The sequence below is a fragment of the Enterobacter sp. SM3 genome, from assembly GCF_009811935.2.
Taxonomy (GTDB): domain Bacteria; phylum Pseudomonadota; class Gammaproteobacteria; order Enterobacterales; family Enterobacteriaceae; genus Enterobacter; species Enterobacter asburiae_D.
In genome coordinates, this window is record NZ_CP099971.1 from 4341475 (window position 1) to 4358502 (window position 17028).

Here is a 17028-nt window from a genome sequence, read left to right on the forward strand (position 1 = left end):
TTTTTCATTCAATGCCGCGCGTTAAAGCGCAGCTGCCCTTCAAGCTCTTCTTCCGCTTCATCGAACAGTAATATCAGCGCGCCAAAGCGTCTTCGAAGCTTATCGGGCAAATGGATGAATTCAATCTCCAGCGGTAGCGGCAACAGACTGCCGGTGACCACGTCCCACAGCGTATCCAGATTCGTCACGCTTTCCCGTTCAAGATCAAACGCCCGGATAAATTCACGGTAGAAGTCTTCCTGACTGTCGATCTCGTCAAAATCAAACGTATAGGTTTTCATTGCCAGCCACCCAGTCCAGGCGAGCGGCAGATGCCGCCCTGTCTATTATAATCCCCCAATATGCAGGGTTTTAACTTCCAGATACTCTTCCAGCCCCAGCACGGAGCCCTCTCGTCCAAGACCTGACTCTTTTACGCCGCCAAAGGGGCCGAGCTCCGTGGAGACGGCGCACTCGTTAATACCGATCATCCCGCTCTCGATTGCCTGTGAAACGCGGAAGACCCGGGAAAGATTCTGGGTATAGAAGTAAGCCGCCAGCCCATACGGCGTATTGTTGGCGCGCTGGATGACTTCATCTTCCGAGGTGAAACGGAAGCACGCCGCCACCGGGCCAAACGTCTCTTCTTCTGCCAGCTTCATGCCTTCATGGCAGTCGCCCAGTACGGTTGGCATCCAGAAATTCCCGCCAAGCGGATGGGGCTTCCCCCCCGCCAGTACGGTTGCGCCCCGGGCAACGGCATCGTCAACATGCTCACGCACCTTGTTGACCGCAGAAGGTTCAATCAGCGGCCCGACGACCACCCCCTCCTCAAGACCATTACCCACCTTCAGCGCATTCACCGCATCGGCAAGTTTATTCACAAATTTGTCGTAAACGGTTTCCTGAATATAAAAACGGTTCACGCTGACGCAGACCTGCCCGGCATTGCGGAACTTGTTGGCGATCGCCCCCTTTACCGCTGCGTCGATGTCTGCATCCTCAAAAACGATATACGGAGCATTCCCCCCCAGCTCCATCGAGACTTTCTTCATGGTTTCTGCGGCGTTACGCACCAGCGTCTTGCCGACGGAGGTTGAACCGGTGAAAGAGATTTTACGCACGTCGCGGCTGGCCATGATCGCATCGCTGATTTCATGCGTATTCCCGGCCACGGCGTTGAGCACGCCGTCGGGCACACCGGCCTGTTTAGCCAGCGTAAGCAGCGCAAAGGCGCTGAGCGGTGTATTATTGGCCGGTTTGATCACCCCGGTACATCCTGCTGCCAGCGCCGGACCCAACTTGCGGGTGAGCATGGCCATCGGGAAGTTCCACGGCGTAATCGCCGCGACCACACCAATGGGTTCACGGGTCGCCAGAATGCGTGAGCCGGGCTTGATCGGCGGAATAATTTCACCGTTTGCGCGTTTGGCCTCTTCGGCAAACCACTGGATAAAGCTGGCGGCGTACTCGACTTCTCCCTCCGCCTCTTTCAGGGGTTTGCCCTGTTCGGTGGTCATTAACCGCCCGAGCCAGCTTTTATTCTCAATAATCAGTTCGTACCAGCGGTAGAGAATGGCCGAGCGTTCTTTCGCGGTTTTGGCACGCCATGCCGGGAAGGCCTGGGTAGCCGCGGCGATAGCGTCTTCGGTTTGCGCTTTACCCGCTTTTGCGACTTTAGCAATGACCTCACCGGTCGCGGGGTTCAGCACATCAAAGGTTGTATCCAGCGTTTTCCAGATTCCGTTGACCAGATAGCCGGTCTGAAAAAGGATGTGGTCCTGAAGCGCCTGCGTCGTCATGTGTTCTCCCTTTCTGAAATGTAAGAACGTGCTGGAATAAGTATAGCCACAAAAAAACCGACGCTTTTGGCGTCGGTTTTTTTACTTCTGTCAGTTATCCGTGAGGGCATTCTGGTAGCGATGCAGCATAAACACCAGCCGTCCCACCGGCTCGGTCACCTGAGGCGGAGCCTCCCAGTGCTTGAGCTTTTCCTGATAGATATCGAGCTCTTCAAGCAGCTGCGTAAAGTAACGACGCCGTTTGTCATCGCTGCTGGCGGAAAGCACGTGATCGGCGGTACGACGTAACTGGCGGTGCCAGGCCGACAGGTCGTCGTTAATCGGCACGGGCGCGTTACGCAGACGCTGGTGCGCGATGATCATGGTTAACGCCAGGCGGAACTTCGCGATATCGCCCGGGAATTTGTTCAGCAGTAAAAACAGCTGCTGGTAGAGCGCGGGCAGGTGGTTCTCTTTGCGGCGCGCGGTATTGGTTGTCATCGACGACACGGCAGCCGACACGAACTGGTTCAGCAGCACGCGGCCCGTTCTTGCCTGCGAGTTATCCCGAACCAGCAGTATCACCATCATGGCCAGGAAACAGCCCACCAGCTGACCTAACGCGCTGTCGAGGAACTGGCTGAAATGGAAAGTCATCGGGTTATCGAGCACGATGATGTTAATCGTACTCGCCAGCGCCCCCAGCGATCCCAGGCGCCGCTTTTGCACTTCAATGCCGATAAAGAACGCCATTACCGCCAGGCTAATACAGAGCAGCAGCATGCTCTGTTGCGTCGACGGGATGATGACCAGGAAATAGAGCGCGCCTATCGGCAGGGCGGCAATGGTGCCGTAGAGGAAATCAACGGCGACCATACGCGGGTTAGGCAGACGCATCGCCAGTGCGGTCACAACGGCAATCATCACCATCGCGCCGCTGCCGGACGTCCAGCCCGTCCACAGCCAGAACAGCGTGCCGAGCATGCAGGCAAGCGTCGTACGCCAGAAGTTGACCATGGCGTGATGGCGCTCGGCGGATTCCGCCTTGATCACCACTTCCCCCTGCAGCACCTCTTCTTCCGCCGCGCTGATTTTGGTGTTGCCGATCACGCCACGCTTCAGCAGCAGATAGCGCGTCGCGGCGCCGACCCAGGTGTAGATGGTCACCGGCGTGTCGCGCTCCCCGGTCCAGGCAATGACCCGGCGCATGCGCTTAAGCTGCTTATGCACGTCCTGCACGGTTTCCACCGGCTCGGCAAACAGTTCGCGGAACGTGTCGGTGACCGCTTCCGGGCGGGTGTTCTGAATCAGATAGGTTTCACATGCCTGGGTAATCAGCGTCAGAGAGACTGTGTTGAGGGCTTTCAGACGACGATTCGCGCGAGCCCAGCGCGAGGACTCCATATTAAGGTTGCTGCGCATTCCTTCCAGCGCCTGCGTACGGCGTACCAGCCCGCTCCAGGCTTTATCCACCTCTTCGCTGTCGCCGTGCTTAATGCAGAGCTGCATCAGCTGGTACTGGGCAACAATCAGCGCGTCAAGCTCACGGTCGACTTCCTGCTTGATGGAGCGCGGGGAGAAAAGCAGGTCAGCGACGATCGCACTGACAATACCAATCACAATCTCGCTGCAGCGCTCAACCGCAAACTGCGGGGCGAGCAGCGGTTCAGACTGAATGGTGATGACAATAATCAGCGCGGTATAGCCCGCCAGCCCCCAGGCGTAGGAGTTCTCCACTTTCACCAGAGACGAGATCCAGGTGCAGAAACCCGCCCAGATGCAGCAGACCATCAGCATCAGCAGCGGGGTGCGGATCATCAGAATAATAATGGTCAGCGCCGCGAAACAGCCGATAAACGTCCCGATAATACGCAGCATACCGCGATAGCGGATCGCGCCTGAATAGGGCTCCCCGCCCGCGGCGAAGGCAGGACCCGCCGCGACAATGGCGGCCGTTAATACCGCCCAGCGAGGCGTTTCAAGCTGGAAGTGGAAGCCGACAAACAGCGCCAGCACGATGGCGCACGCCAGCTTCACGGCGAAGCGAATGTGCTGGCTGGCGATGGAAAAGATACCCATGGCGATTAACCAAACTCGCGCAGGCGGTGGGCAATTTTACGGAAGAACGAGTCCTGGCTGGCATCCCGGTCCTTTTCACCGGTAATCACCACCGTCGCCGTGGTACCCGCAGGCCACAGATTTCCCTGCTGTTCATCCAGGTGGATGCGCACCGGCACGCGCTGGGCCAGACGCACCCACTCCAGGTTGGAATCTACCGTCGCCATCCCTTTGGCATCGTTAGAGCTGCTGGAGTTAGTCACCCCTGCGGCGACGCTGTCGACGGTGCCTTTAAAGACGCGATTGCTGCCGAGCGGCGTAATTTCCGCCCGGAACCCCGGACGCACGCCTTCCAGCTTGGTCTCTTCCATATAGGCGAGCACGTAGAAGGAGTTCTGTTTAACCAGCGCCACGGCGGTTGAGCCGCGGGTGATAAATTCCCCGGCATAGACGTTCAGGTTGGTCACCCAGCCATCGGACGGCGCGCGGATCACGGTGCGTTCCAGATCGAGCTTCGCCAGATCGCGCGTTGCCTGCGCTTTCGCCAGCTGGTGCAGCACGGTTTGCAGCACGTTGTTGGACTGGTCAATCTCTTCGCGGGACATTGCCTGAACGCCCAGCTGATTACGGCGGCCTGCCTCACGGCGTTTCTCCGCAGCCAGCGCCTGGTAATAGGCCACGTCCGCTTCCGCCTCTTCCAGCGCTTTCTGGTAACGAGGCTGGTCGATGGTGAACAGGATCTGATCTTTCTTCACCAGCTGGTTATCGTGGACGTTGACCGCCGTGATAAGACCGGCCACGTCAGGGGCTATTGCCACCACATCGGCACTGAAGCGTGCATCACGCGTCCACGGTGATTCGGTGTAATAAACCCAGGCGCGGAAAATAGCGATGAAGGCGAGGATAACCAGCGCCATCGTGATGGCAGTGCGGGAGATTTTTCTTGTTAGCGTTTTCACATCAACCTCAGACAAACATGCGCGATATCAGGTAAAACAGGCAGCAATACAGCGCGGTATTGAACAATGCAGGGTGCCAGACGAAATCGTAGATCCCGGTAGGGACCAGCACCTTGCGCACCAGCCAGAAGATCGCCAGTGATAAAAGAAGCTCGAAAAATATCGGTGGGAACGACAGACCGAACACCACGATAACGGGAAACAGACTCATGTTGACCTTGATAAGAGAGAGTGCAGGCTTCAGAATTTTTAAGCGCACGCCACCGCGGGAGAGCAAGAAACGCCGGGCGAGAATGGCGCAGCCGTTATGTAATTAATAATATATTAACGTAACTGTTATGCTGTTATCTATAATATGTGATCTAAATCACTTTTAAGCCAGAGTGAACAATGGAACGTTTAAAACGCATGTCGGTCTTCGCCAAAGTGGTTGAACTGGGCTCGTTTACCGCCGCTGCCCGCCAGCTTCAGATGAGCGTCTCATCTATCAGCCAGACGGTGTCCAAACTGGAAGATGAGCTTCAGGTCAAGCTGCTCAACCGCAGTACCCGCAGCATTGGGCTGACGGAGGCGGGTAAAATTTACTATCAGGGCTGTCGCCGCATGCTGCTTGAAGTGCAGGATGTTCACGAACAGCTCTATGCCTTCAACAACACCCCTATCGGCACGCTGCGCATCGGGTGTTCTTCAACTATGGCACAAAATGTTCTCGCTGCCATGACCGCGGATATGCTGAAAGAGTACCCTGGGCTTACGGTCAATCTGGTGACGGGTATCCCGGCGCCGGACCTGATTGCCGACGGGCTGGACGTGGTGATCCGCGTCGGCGCGTTGCAGGATTCCAGCCTGTTCTCGCGCAGGCTGGGCAGCATGCCGATGGTGGTCTGCGCCTCAAAAAGTTATCTGGCGCAGTACGGCGTTCCGGAGAAACCCGCCGATCTCACCAACCACTCGTGGCTGGAGTACAGCGTGCGGCCCGATAATGAATTCGAGCTGATTGCCCCGGAAGGGATTTCTACCAAACTGCTGCCGGAAGGGCGGTTTGTCACTAACGATCCGATGACCATTTCGCGCTGGCTTGTGGCCGGGGCCGGGATCGCCTACGTGCCGTTAATGTGGGTGATCAACGAGATCAACAGCGGCGTGCTGGAGATCCTCTTCCCGCGCTACCAGTCCGATCCGCGTCCGGTGTACGCCCTGTATACCGAAAAAGACAAACTCCCGCTCAAGGTACAGGTGTGTATTAACTATCTGACCGAGTATTTTGTGGACGTGGCGGAGCTGTTTCAGGGGATGCGGGGAAGAAGGAAGGAATAACGATTTTACGCTGAAAGTATATGAGCGATGAATATTACCAGGATGAAACGCCTCAGCATTCTGGAATATTCCTTCGGCACTATCAGGAATAGAGAATTGACACTGCCGCCGCCTGCCCTTTACCTTAATAACAGTCTGCCTTTCAGACTGTTATTAATTTGTTGCTGATATGAATAATAAAATGTATTCCGCAGGATGACGTTAAACAAGGAAAAGAAATGAATCTATTTGAACAAACACCGCCTTCACGCAGGCGCTATGGGCTCGCCGCGTTCATCGGTTTAATTGCAGGGATTGTCTCCGCCTTTGTCAAATGGGGAGCCGAGGTGCCGCTTCCGCCACGCAGCCCCACCGATTTATTCACCGGCGCATGCGGGCCCGAGCAATTAATAAGAGCTGCCAGCCAGATTGACTGCTCACGAAATTTCTTAAACCCTCCCTATGTATTTTTACGCGACTGGCTGGGCGTCGTCGATCCTAACGCGGCGGTTTATACATTTGCCGGACATATATTTAACTGGGTCGGCGTAACACATATTATTTTCTCAATCGTGTTCGCTGTAGGTTATTGTGTAGTGGCTGAAGTCTTCCCGAAAATTAAACTCTGGCAGGGTTTGCTGGCGGGTGCGTTGGCTCAGCTTTTTGTGCATATGATCTCCTTCCCTCTGATGGGGCTGACGCCACCGCTGTTTGAGCTGCCGTGGTATGAACACGTGTCAGAGATCGTGGGCCATCTGGTCTGGTTCTGGTCGATCGAAATCATTCGTCGTGACTTGCGTAACCGCATCACGCACGAGCCAGATCCGGAGATACCGCTGGGTAACTTACGCTAAAAAAAAGGCGCTACATCAGTAGCGCCTTTTTTTATGCAGGGTCAGGTCAGGCCGTGCCGCCCACCGTCAGGTTGTCCACTTTCAGCGTTGGCTGGCCCACGCCAACCGGCAGGCTCTGGCCCTCTTTACCGCAGACACCTACGCCGTTATCCAGCTTCAGATCGTTGCCGACCATGGAGATCTGCTGCATGGCTTCAATACCGGAGCCAATCAGCGTCGCGCCTTTCACCGCTTTGGTCACTTTGCCTTTCTCGATCAGATACGCTTCTGACGTGGAGAAAACAAACTTACCGGAGGTGATGTCCACCTGGCCGCCGCCAAAGTTTGGCGCAAAGATACCGTAATCAACGGATTCGATAATCTCCTGCGGCGTGGATTTGCCCGGCAGCATGTAAGTGTTGGTCATGCGCGGCATTGGCAGGTGCGCATAAGATTCACGGCGTCCGTTGCCCGTCGGCGCTACGCCCATCAGGCGCGCGTTGAGTTTGTCCTGCATGTAGCCTTTCAGCACGCCGTTTTCGATCAGCACATTGTACTGGCCCGGGGTGCCTTCGTCGTCGATAGCCACCGAGCCGCGACGATCGAGCATGGTACCGTCATCCACCACGGTACACAGTTCGGAGGAGACGAGCTGCCCAATCTGACCGCTGAATACGGACGTCCCGCGACGGTTAAAGTCGCCTTCCAGACCGTGGCCCACCGCCTCGTGCAACAGCACGCCCGGCCAGCCAGCACCCAGCACCACCGGGAATGAGCCCGCCGGCGCCGCGACGGCATTCAGATTCACCAGCGCCATGCGCACGGCTTCTTTTGCCCACGCGTCAGCGCGTGCTTCACCGTCAACGTCGCCCAGGAACCAGTCATAGCCAAAACGACCGCCGCCGCCGCTTGAGCCGCGCTCGCGCTTGCCGTCGTCATCGACCTGCACGCTGATGGAGAGACGCACCAGCGGGCGAACATCTGCCGCCAGGGTACCGTCCGTTGCCGCAACCAGAATCAACTCATACACGCCGCTCAGGCTGGCAGAAACTTCCTGCACGCGTTTGTCCGCCGCACGGGCGACTTTATCCACGCGACGCAGGATATCCAGCTTCTCTTCACGGCTCATACTCTGCAGCGGATCGATACTGGTATAGAGCGCAGAGTGCTGCACTTCTCCCAGGGTTTTCACGCGACCATCGCCGGTATCACGCACAATGGTACGCGCGGCCTGCGCGCTCTGCTCAAGTGCGGTGAGGCTAATCTGATCGGCATAGGCAAAACCGGTTTTCTCGCCGCTGACGGCACGGACGCCGACGCCCTGGTCGATGTTGTAGGAGCCATCTTTGATGATGCTGTCTTCTAAAACCCAGGATTCGTGATAGCTCGACTGGAAATAAAGGTCGCCGTAGTCGAGACGGCGTTCGGTCAGTTGACCAAGAATGGAGAACAGGTCCTGATGGCTCAGGCCGTTCGCTGCGAGCAAATGTTCACTTACCAGGTTCAGACTCATCGTATTGCTACTCGTTCGTTGCCGCCCGTGGCGGTATAAAGATCGTATTTATTGAGAGTGAGGCAATTACCTGCCCACGTCAAATCATTGCTGTGCTTCTTTGCGCGGCTGGCGCAGCACCTCGTTAATCTGCGGTTTATCTACCGGACCGGTAATGCGGTAGCGCAGAATGGAGACCTTGCTCCAGAGTGGCCCCAGCACTTTACTGGCGGCAAACACCGCCGCACCGACAATCGGGTTCACCACAAAGGCTGCCGCAACGCCCACGCTTGCGGAAATTTCCGGTGCCACCACGGCTTCCATATCCAGCTCGCGACGCACAAGGTTGACGGAGCCTTTCATGGCGATATCCGCTTCCAGGCCATCCACCAGCGTGTCGTCCGTGTGCATAACGCCGTCTTTGATCCACGCCGTGCTGCGGATGGAATCGTAGTAGAAACCTTCGCTGAAGGTATCGCTGAAATCGAAGCGCAGCTTGCGCAGCAGCGCGTCAAAACTCAGCAGGCGCAGGATCTGCCCGGCGCGCCCCGTGCTCACGTCGGCAATTTCACCTTTGCCAAAGCGGGTTTTCAGAATGCCGTTCAGCGAGGCCTCATCCGGCTTCCACGGGGCGTCACGCCAGTGAAGATCGTAATCGACGTCAAATGACGAGCCGCGCAGCGGCGTGCTGATACCAAAGAAATTGGCTGCCGCGTCCAGTTTATTGCCTTTAATATCGCCCTTCAGGGACGTTCGCTGCTCGCCCGGCTTATTCACCCATTCACCTGCGGCCGTCATGCGGCCAAAGCCGGTATCAACCAGGCCGCCGGAGAGCGTAAGCGTATTTGCCTGGATGGTGAAATCACCGTCGATACGGCCATATTTCTGCCCCCACAGCCAGCACTCCGCACAGCGCAGCTGGAGATCGGGCCAGCCGCTAAAATCGACGCGGGAGGTATGGCTCAGCGGCGACGTCTCTGCCGGTTTATCTTTCCCGCTCGCGGCGCTTGCCGGGTTGTAGTAGAGATAGCGGATCGCCGCCTGCCACGGCGCGTGATTGCGCATGGTCAGCGTACCGTTGATCTCTCTGCCCTGGGCCTCCACCTTCGTACCGTTAGCGCCAGGCCGCGAGACAATGCTCAGGTTGTTCCACTGCTGCCCGCCCAGCATCAGCGACGGCGTACGTACGGTAATGGCCTGCGGGAACTGGGCGGTTTCATCAACGTTTTGCCCAACGCCTTTCTGGAACAGCGCCAGCCACTCTGCGCCGTCCATCGGCGGGAGATTCAGCTCAATGCCAGGCTGCTCCGGCAGCGGCGGCGTGGAGCGGCTATCCGTTGTCCAGATGGCTTTGTCGAGTGTGAGCTTGTGGTTAAGCAGCCAGCGGCTGTTGAAGTGGTTTGTCCCACCCGCGCTGCCGGTCAGCTCGAAGCTGTTGAGGTTGCCATCGACGTTCAGCTTTACCGGCAGCGGCTGTCCGGCCTGTTTATCCAGCGGCGCAGGCAGCTGGCTGTGAAGGTTTTTCAGATCGCCCGTGATGTCGACCTTATACCGGGCACCCGCGTGATAAGGCAGGTCGATTGCCACTTTACCCTGCCAGGCGACCGCCCCCTCCACTGACGCCTCAATAGGCTTCGGCAGGACGTCCATTCGTGCTGGCTGCCAGTTGCCGTCCAGATTGACGGCCACCTGATAGGCCTTTTCACCTTCGGTAGTCGTGAAGTCAATATTCACGGGCTGATTAAACCAGCTGGCCGTAAGCGGCTCGCTCTTCAGGTTACCGTTCTCAAAGCTGAACTGCCCGCTGAGATTTTTCAGCGTGCTCTCAAGGGGCTTGATGAACAGGCTGTTGTTCTTCAGACGGACGTCGCCTTTGGCGGTGGTCATCTCCCCGTCCAGCGGGATATCAAGATGTAAGCGAGCATTCACATCGCCATCAAGCTGCAGCTGCTGAAGCGTCGCCGCCAGCGACTCTTTCAGCGGCGTCTCCTCAAAGTACGGACCCACCGCTTTGCCCGGACCGTTGATATCGGCATCAATCAGCAGCTTCTCTTTTGAGTAGTCCGGAATGTTGGCCGTCAGGTTGCTGGCCGTCACGCCGCCCAGCGCCACGCTGTCGGACTTCATCCATAGTCCGTCATTGAGGAAGTTGAGTTCGATATCCAGGTCCTTCAGCGCGGGCCAGCCGGGCTGGAAAACGAAGGTCGCGTTATGCAACGGCACCAGCACCTGGAACTGGCCTTCATTATGTTTGTACGGGAAAAGATGCGGATTACCGCCGTAGACCAGCGTGGCATTGTCCGCCTGACCGCCCTGAATCGCGCCGCTGAGATAGTCTACCAGGGCTTTTCCCATCAGGTTTTCCGGGAAGTAGCGCCAGGCCTGAGAGCCGTCATCGGTGCTGATCCCGGCCAGAATGCCCAGCCACGGCTCATCGCCTTCAGGCTGCAGATAGCGGAAATCGCCGCGCGCATGCACCGCTTTGGCTTTCACATCGATATGGCGGCCATCAAGCTGGAAACCCTTGTCGTTACGGAGCCAGTTAAGCACCGCGCTGCCCTGTTCGATTTCCAGCGGCGCGCGGAAGACCGTCTCGTAAGGCATTTTGGCGTCGTGCATATCAACCGTCAGCCTGCCGTTTTCCACGCTGCCTTCCAGCTTGCCGCTAAAGTGTTCCGCCCCCGGCAGCAGCTTCCACTGCTTCCAGGCAAGATCTTTCCACGTGGCCTGGAAGCGCGTTTTTTCCGTCGCCTGAAGCGGGATGTCCAGCCCCAGAGCATCGATCGTCCCGCTCGGCTGCGTTGCCAGCCAGATCTCGCCCAGGTCCGGAGAGAGCTTTGCCGCCATCGAGCGCAGGCCTTCAATGGCTGACAAATCCAGGTTGCTGGCGCGGATGCGCAGCTCGTCGCTGCGTTTGCTGGCCGCGCCGCCGACGTCCTGCTCCGGCATCCAGGCCAGCGTCAGCGCACCGCGCGGCCACGGCTTGCCGTCCATGGTGATACGCGTATCCGGAATGGCAAACTGCCAGCCCTCTTTCTCCTGCGTCACGTGCGCGGTGAGGTTATCGACGGAAAGCTGATGCTGCCGTTTTTCGCCTTTCCAGCTTGCGCCCCCCTGCTTGAGCCAGATATCGCCGCTGGCAAATTCGCCTTTGGTCAGGGTCAGCCAGCCTTCAAGGCTGAAGCGGGCAGTCTCCAGTTGCATATTTTGCTGGATCCAGTCGCCCAGCCACGGCTTCACGTCCACATCGTCGGCCTGCAGCCAGACTTTGCCGTTGTTTAACAGGCCGTCGTCGTCCCGCAGATCCATACGCACCTGCATCACGCCGTGCTGGCCGTTCAGGCTTGAGAGATTGACCTGCCCCTCGGCGCGGTGACGTTCTTTACCGTTGAGCCAGGTCAGCTGAGGGATCGCCAGTTCGGCGCGCTGGCCGGAAAGGGTAATAAAGCTCACTTCACTGTCGCGCAGATCGAAATGATCGAACTGGCGGAGGAAAAGATCGCTGAAGCGGTTGGCTTCAAGACCCTGACCGCTATCCCCGCCAGACAGCGGCGTATTGGTCAGAAACTGGAGTTGATAAAAGGTGAGATCGCGAAACTGCCAGCGCAGATGCAACAGGCTTTGCCAGACGTCCAGCGCCAGGGTCACGCGTTTGATTTTCAGGTAGCCGCCATCTTTCAGGCTGGCGTTGATATCCCGGACATCGAGCGTCGGGCCAAAATTCTGCCAGTTAGCGCTGACCTGGCTGACGTTCACCGGCACGCCGGTGGTGGATTCGATTTTCGCCAGCAGCTGCGGACGCCAGCTGTCCAGATGCGGTAATACGAGGCGTAGCCCGCTCACGAGCAACGCGACAATCACGACCAGCGTTGCCCCTGTAAGCAATAAAATCCCCGGCAATCGCCTCACGCATCTCTCCTTGTCAGCTTTCGTCACGCAGCGTACTGCGTCTTACATCATCACGACGTCAAACTGCTCCTGGTTATAGAGCGGTTCAATTTGTACTTTTACCTGTTTGCCGACAAAGATTTCCACTTCCGCCAGCGCGTGTGACTCTTCGCCTTTCAGCGCTTCAGCCACCGCAGGGGAAGCATAGACCAGAAAACGATCGGAGTCGTAGGCATGATGGACACGAACGATTTCACGCATAATTTCGTAGCAGACGGTCTCAACCGTCTTTACCGTTCCGCGTCCATGGCAGGTTGGGCATTCATTACACAGCACATGCTCAACGCTTTCACGGGTACGCTTACGCGTCATTTCCACCAGCCCCAGCTGTGAGAAGCCGTTGATGCTGGTTTTCACGCGATCTTTACTCAGCGCCTGTTCAAGCGAGTGCAGCACGCGGCGACGATGGTCTTCATTACTCATATCGATGAAGTCGATGATGATAATGCCGCCCAGATTGCGCAGACGAAGCTGGCGCGCAATCGCCTGCGTGGCTTCGATGTTGGTGTTGAAGATGGTGTCATCCAGGTTGCGATGGCCGACAAACGCGCCGGTGTTGATATCGACGGTGGTCATCGCTTCGGTCTGATCGATGATCAGATAGCCGCCTGACTTCAGCTCGACCTTACGCTCCAGCGCACGCTGGATCTCGTTTTCGACATCATAGAGATCGAAGATCGGCTGACGTCCTGAATAATGCTCCAGCAGGCCAGGCATCTCCGGGATGTACTCAGCGGTAAATTCCAGCAGCGCTTCATAGGTCAGGCGCGAGTCCACGCGAATGCGGTCGAGCTGCGCATCGGCAAAGTCACGCAGAACGCGCTGAGCAAGTGCCAGTTCACCGTAGAGCTGGTAGCGGGTCTGGTTGCGTTTTTTACGCTCCATCACTTTGGTCCAGACGCGCTTCAGGTAAGCCGCATCCGACGCCAGGTCTTCTTCGCTGATCCCTTCCGCAGCGGTACGGATGATAAACCCGCCCTGCTCATCGCAGTAGGCGCTGACCACTTTCTTCAGACGCTCGCGCTCGGTTTCGCTCTCAATACGCTGCGAAACGCCAACGTGCGACGCGCCGGGCATAAAGACCAGATAGCGGGAAGGTAAGGTGATGTCGGTGGTCAGACGGGCGCCTTTGGTGCCGAGGGGATCTTTCACCACCTGCACCATCAGATCCTGTCCCTGACGTACCAGTTCAGAAATATCGCGCACGGCAAACTGCTTTTGCTCTTCGCCCGCGACGCACTCGGTGTGCGGCATGATATCGGAGGCATGCAAAAACGCCGCCTTATCCAGTCCAATATCTACAAAAGCCGCCTGCATACCCGGTAGTACACGACTGACACGACCTTTGTAGATATTGCCTACTATTCCGCGCCGCGCTTCACGCTCAATATGAATTTCCTGAAGAATGCCACCATCAATATAGGCCACACGGGTTTCCGATGGCGTTACGTTTACCAACAATTCAGCCGTCATAATTATCCCTTCCCTCACGCAGTGAGTTAAAATTGCTCAGCAACTCATACGTTTCCACCAGCGGTAAGCCGACTACGGCGTGATAGCTGCCATTAATCTTCCTGACAAAACAGCCACCCAGCCCCTGAATACCGTATGCACCTGCTTTATCCATTGGTTCACCGCTGGCAATATAAGCGGCAATGTCGTCGTCGGTAAGTACTCTGAACGTCACTTCGGTCACCACCAGGCAATCCAGCACGTGCTGGCTGTCAGCCAGCGCGACGGCCGTCATCACCTGATGCGTATGTCCGGACATTTTGCGCAGCATGCGCGCCGCATGATCGGCGTCGCGCGGTTTCTCAAGCACTTCACCGTTCAGAATCACGATGGTATCTGCTCCCAGCACGGGAAGATCGCGTGGCACTCTGGCCACGCCCGCCTGCGCTTTCTCGCGCGCCAGCCGAGACACGTACTGTTGAGCGCTTTCGCCCTCAGCACGTTTTTCTTCAATGCCGGTAACGATGCGTTCAAAAGAGACCCCTAGCTGCGTCAGGAGTTCCTGACGGCGCGGGGAGCCGGAAGCGAGATACAAAGACGTCATAGAAACCTTTTATTGCACAGCAAACTGCTGGCGAACCTTACGCATCAGCAGGAATAACCATGGCCAGAGCACACCGTTTACTACACTACTCCAGAACACTTCCGGTCGGAAAGAGACGTTGATCACTAAAAACTCTGCCCAGAAAACAACGATATCCGCAGCGAGCGACAATAGCATCACCACCAGGGCCTGTTGCCAGAGCGCAAGGTTACGAAAGAGCTGGAATTTGAGTGCGACGAGGTACGCAATAATGCTCATGGACAAGGCGCGCACGCCAAGCGTAGAGCCGCTAATGAGATCCAGTATGGCACCCATCACAAAACCTGTGCCGACATTTACGCGATGCGGCAGGGCAAGGATCCAGTAGAGTAAAATGAGCAATACCCAGTTTGGCCGGAAAACGAGAATGTCATCCGGCCAGGGCATCACTTGCAGTAACAGTGCAATGAGAAACGAGAGCCAGATGACCCAGCGTCCCTGGCTACGATAGCTTGCCACTACTGCCCTCCCGAAGAGAGTTTAGGCGGTGGCGGCGCATCCGGCAGCGGCTGCGTTAACCCGGTTGCCGGCGCCGGTACTGGCGCAGGCGGCCCCATGGAATCCGCAGGCGGGAGAACCTGCGGCATCATCTGCATCAGGCGCTCATTTGCCACGCGATGCACCTCTTCAGGCGTCATCGGATTAGCACCGTTGCGATCGGCGCCCCACAGCAGCAGCAGATAGCGCAGACGCTGCAAACCGGCGGTTGGACGCGCCTGAATCACGGTATAGGCACGCTGAGTATCCAGCTTGACCGAAGAGACCACCGCAACAGGATAGCCTTCAGGGAAGCGGCCACCCAGACCGGACGTCACCAGCACGTCGCCCACGCGGATATCCGTGTTAGCCGGCAGGTGTTCCAGCTGCAGGTCGTCCGTACAGCCGTTACCGGCCGCAATCACGCGGATGTCGTTGCGCAGGACCTGGATCGGCAGCGCATGCGTGGCATCGCAAATCAGCAGCACGCGGCTGGTCAGTTTGGCCACGGCAACAACCTGGCCCACGACGCCTTTATCACTGATAACAGGCTGACCTTCATACACCCCGTTCACGCTCCCTTTGTCGATCACAACCTGATCGCTGTAGGGGTCGTTCACGGTGGAGATCACCTGCGTGACCATTTTCTGCTCATCCTGACGCAGCGGCGAGCCGAGCAGTTCACGCAGACGCGCGTTTTCCTGCTTGTATTGCCCCAGCATCAGCAGTTCGCTGTTTTTCAGCAGCAGTTCCTGACGTAATGCCCGGTTTTCGAGTTCGAGTTGGTCGCGCGAAGACAGCGTTTGAGAAACGGAGTCGAGCAGTTCACGGGGACCATTTGAAACAAAGTAGAAAGGACTGACGGCGGTATCCATGTACGTTCTGATCTGGCTGAACGTACCGAGGCGGCTATCGGCAATAATGACCCCAAGCGCAACCAGAACCGCCAGGATGAGGCGAAACTGTAGCGATGGGCCACGGCTAAAAATTGGCTTCATAGGCTATGCGTATTCTCGCGTCAGAGAGAAAGGGTAGCAAATTGCTACCCTCTCAAACTCGACTACTCTTCGCTGAACAAATCGCCGCCGTGCATGTCGATCATTTCCAGCGCCTTGCCACCACCACGGGCGACGCAAGTCAGTGGATCTTCTGCAACTACGACAGGAATACCTGTCTCTTCCATTAACAGGCGGTCGAGGTTACGCAGCAGCGCACCACCACCGGTCAGAACCATACCGCGCTCGGAGATATCGGACGCCAGTTCTGGTGGACACTGTTCCAGCGCAACCATTACCGCGCTCACGATGCCCGTCAGTGGTTCCTGCAGTGCTTCCAGAATTTCGTTGGAGTTCAGGGTAAAACCGCGTGGAACACCTTCCGCCAGGTTACGGCCACGTACTTCGATCTCACGCACTTCATCGCCCGGGTACGCAGAGCCGATTTCGTGTTTGATACGCTCTGCGGTGGCTTCACCGATCAGAGAGCCGTAGTTACGGCGTACATAATTAATGATGGCTTCATCGAAGCGGTCACCACCGATACGTACGGAAGAGGAGTACACCACGCCGTTCAGAGAGATAACGGCCACTTCAGTGGTACCACCACCGATATCCACCACCATAGACCCGGTAGCTTCGGATACAGGCAGACCCGCACCGATGGCTGCAGCCATTGGCTCTTCAATCAGGAACACTTCACGTGCACCTGCACCCTGGGCAGATTCACGGATTGCGCGACGTTCTACCTGGGTTGCGCCAACCGGCACACACACCAGAACACGCGGGCTTGGACGCATGAAGCTGTTGCTGTGAACCTGCTTGATGAAGTGCTGAAGCATTTTTTCAGTCACGAAGAAGTCGGCGATAACGCCGTCTTTCATTGGGCGAATGGCGGCGATGTTGCCAGGGGTACGACCCAGCATCTGCTTCGCGTCATGACCCACAGCGGCCACGCTTTTCGGCGAGCCCGCACGATCCTGACGAATGGCCACAACAGAAGGCTCATTCAATACGATGCCTTGTCCTTTTACATAAATAAGGGTATTCGCGGTACCCAGGTCAATGGACAGGTCATTGGAAAACATGCCACGAAATTTTTTCAACATACTAAG

14 protein-coding genes are annotated in these 17028 nt (G+C 57.0%); 2 read left to right on the forward strand and 12 right to left on the reverse strand.

Annotated elements, in window-relative coordinates; all coding sequences use genetic code 11:
- Positions 1-8 precede the first annotated feature (8 nt).
- The 5 genes from GVO84_RS20340 to aaeX form a co-directional block, all read right to left on the reverse strand.
- Positions 9-281 (reverse strand): barstar family protein, encoded by a 273-nt coding sequence (locus tag GVO84_RS20340; protein WP_063143598.1) that lies wholly within the window; start codon positions 279-281, stop codon positions 9-11.
- Between the two features lie 45 nt (positions 282-326).
- Positions 327-1781, reverse strand: a complete 1455-nt coding sequence (locus GVO84_RS20345) for an NAD-dependent succinate-semialdehyde dehydrogenase (RefSeq protein ID WP_023309392.1) — start codon at positions 1779-1781, stop codon at positions 327-329.
- Positions 1782-1871: 90 nt separating this feature from the next.
- Positions 1872-3839, reverse strand: a complete 1968-nt coding sequence (gene aaeB, locus GVO84_RS20350) for a p-hydroxybenzoic acid efflux pump subunit AaeB (RefSeq protein WP_121424793.1) — start codon at positions 3837-3839, stop codon at positions 1872-1874.
- 5 nt (positions 3840-3844) lie between these two features.
- Positions 3845-4777, reverse strand: a complete 933-nt coding sequence (gene aaeA / locus GVO84_RS20355; RefSeq protein WP_121424828.1) for a p-hydroxybenzoic acid efflux pump subunit AaeA — start codon at positions 4775-4777, stop codon at positions 3845-3847.
- A gap of 7 nt (positions 4778-4784) precedes the next feature.
- A complete protein-coding gene (gene aaeX / locus GVO84_RS20360) occupies positions 4785-4988 on the reverse strand; it encodes a p-hydroxybenzoic acid efflux pump operon protein AaeX (protein ID WP_003860416.1) in 204 nt (67 codons plus the stop codon).
- A gap of 179 nt (positions 4989-5167) precedes the next feature.
- On the opposite strand from aaeX, the gene aaeR reads away from it, so the two are divergent.
- Together aaeR and GVO84_RS20370 are read left to right on the forward strand one after the other, a co-directional pair.
- Positions 5168-6094: an HTH-type transcriptional activator AaeR gene (gene aaeR / locus GVO84_RS20365; RefSeq protein ID WP_023616809.1), complete on the forward strand. Its 927-nt coding sequence runs from the start codon at positions 5168-5170 to the stop codon at positions 6092-6094.
- A gap of 218 nt (positions 6095-6312) precedes the next feature.
- Positions 6313-6927, forward strand: coding sequence for a YagU family protein (locus tag GVO84_RS20370; protein ID WP_032642433.1), 615 nt, complete (start codon positions 6313-6315; stop codon positions 6925-6927).
- A gap of 46 nt (positions 6928-6973) precedes the next feature.
- Here the strand turns inward: GVO84_RS20370 and tldD are convergent, their stop codons facing one another.
- From tldD to mreB, 7 genes are all read right to left on the reverse strand, one after another.
- Positions 6974-8419: a metalloprotease TldD gene (tldD, locus tag GVO84_RS20375; RefSeq protein ID WP_121424795.1), complete on the reverse strand. Its 1446-nt coding sequence runs from the start codon at positions 8417-8419 to the stop codon at positions 6974-6976.
- An 84-nt stretch (positions 8420-8503) separates the two neighbouring features.
- On the reverse strand, positions 8504-12307 hold the full coding sequence (gene yhdP, locus GVO84_RS20380; RefSeq protein WP_159515022.1) for an AsmA2 domain-containing protein YhdP: 3804 nt from the start codon (positions 12305-12307) through the stop codon (positions 8504-8506).
- Positions 12308-12349: 42 nt separating this feature from the next.
- Positions 12350-13819 (reverse strand): ribonuclease G, encoded by a 1470-nt coding sequence (gene rng, locus GVO84_RS20385; RefSeq protein ID WP_010436156.1) that lies wholly within the window; start codon positions 13817-13819, stop codon positions 12350-12352.
- Positions 13809-14402 (reverse strand): Maf family protein, encoded by a 594-nt coding sequence (locus tag GVO84_RS20390; RefSeq protein WP_121424797.1) that lies wholly within the window; start codon positions 14400-14402, stop codon positions 13809-13811. Before GVO84_RS20390 ends, rng begins: the two co-directional genes overlap by 11 nt.
- Before the next feature lie 9 nt (positions 14403-14411).
- Positions 14412-14900 carry a rod shape-determining protein MreD gene (gene mreD / locus GVO84_RS20395; RefSeq protein WP_023309399.1) on the reverse strand — a complete coding sequence of 163 codons (489 nt, stop codon included), beginning with the start codon at positions 14898-14900 and terminating at the stop codon, positions 14412-14414.
- Positions 14900-15916, reverse strand: coding sequence for a rod shape-determining protein MreC (gene mreC / locus GVO84_RS20400; RefSeq protein WP_023309400.1), 1017 nt, complete (start codon positions 15914-15916; stop codon positions 14900-14902). Before mreC ends, mreD begins: the two co-directional genes overlap by 1 nt.
- A 62-nt stretch (positions 15917-15978) precedes the next feature.
- Complete coding sequence (mreB, locus tag GVO84_RS20405) at positions 15979-17022, reverse strand: rod shape-determining protein MreB (RefSeq protein ID WP_000913396.1); 1044 nt, start codon at positions 17020-17022, stop codon at positions 15979-15981.
- Between the last annotated feature and the right edge of the window lie 6 nt (positions 17023-17028).

Excerpts from the sequence above, each read along its gene's own strand:
- GVO84_RS20340 (WP_063143598.1), bottom strand. The coding sequence starts at position 281 with ATGAAAACCTATACGTTTGATTTTGACGAGATCGACAGTCAGGAAGAC.
- GVO84_RS20345 (WP_023309392.1), bottom strand. The coding sequence starts at position 1,781 with ATGACGACGCAGGCGCTTCAGGACCACATCCTTTTTCAGACCGGCTAT.
- aaeB (WP_121424793.1), bottom strand. The coding sequence starts at position 3,839 with ATGGGTATCTTTTCCATCGCCAGCCAGCACATTCGCTTCGCCGTGAAG.
- aaeX (WP_003860416.1), bottom strand. The coding sequence starts at position 4,988 with ATGAGTCTGTTTCCCGTTATCGTGGTGTTCGGTCTGTCGTTCCCACCG.
- aaeR (WP_023616809.1), top strand. The coding sequence starts at position 5,168 with ATGGAACGTTTAAAACGCATGTCGGTCTTCGCCAAAGTGGTTGAACTG.
- GVO84_RS20370 (WP_032642433.1), top strand. The coding sequence starts at position 6,313 with ATGAATCTATTTGAACAAACACCGCCTTCACGCAGGCGCTATGGGCTC.
- tldD (WP_121424795.1), bottom strand. The coding sequence starts at position 8,419 with ATGAGTCTGAACCTGGTAAGTGAACATTTGCTCGCAGCGAACGGCCTG.
- rng (WP_010436156.1), bottom strand. The coding sequence starts at position 13,819 with ATGACGGCTGAATTGTTGGTAAACGTAACGCCATCGGAAACCCGTGTG.
- GVO84_RS20390 (WP_121424797.1), bottom strand. The coding sequence starts at position 14,402 with ATGACGTCTTTGTATCTCGCTTCCGGCTCCCCGCGCCGTCAGGAACTC.
- mreC (WP_023309400.1), bottom strand. The coding sequence starts at position 15,916 with ATGAAGCCAATTTTTAGCCGTGGCCCATCGCTACAGTTTCGCCTCATC.
- mreB (WP_000913396.1), bottom strand. The coding sequence starts at position 17,022 with ATGTTGAAAAAATTTCGTGGCATGTTTTCCAATGACCTGTCCATTGAC.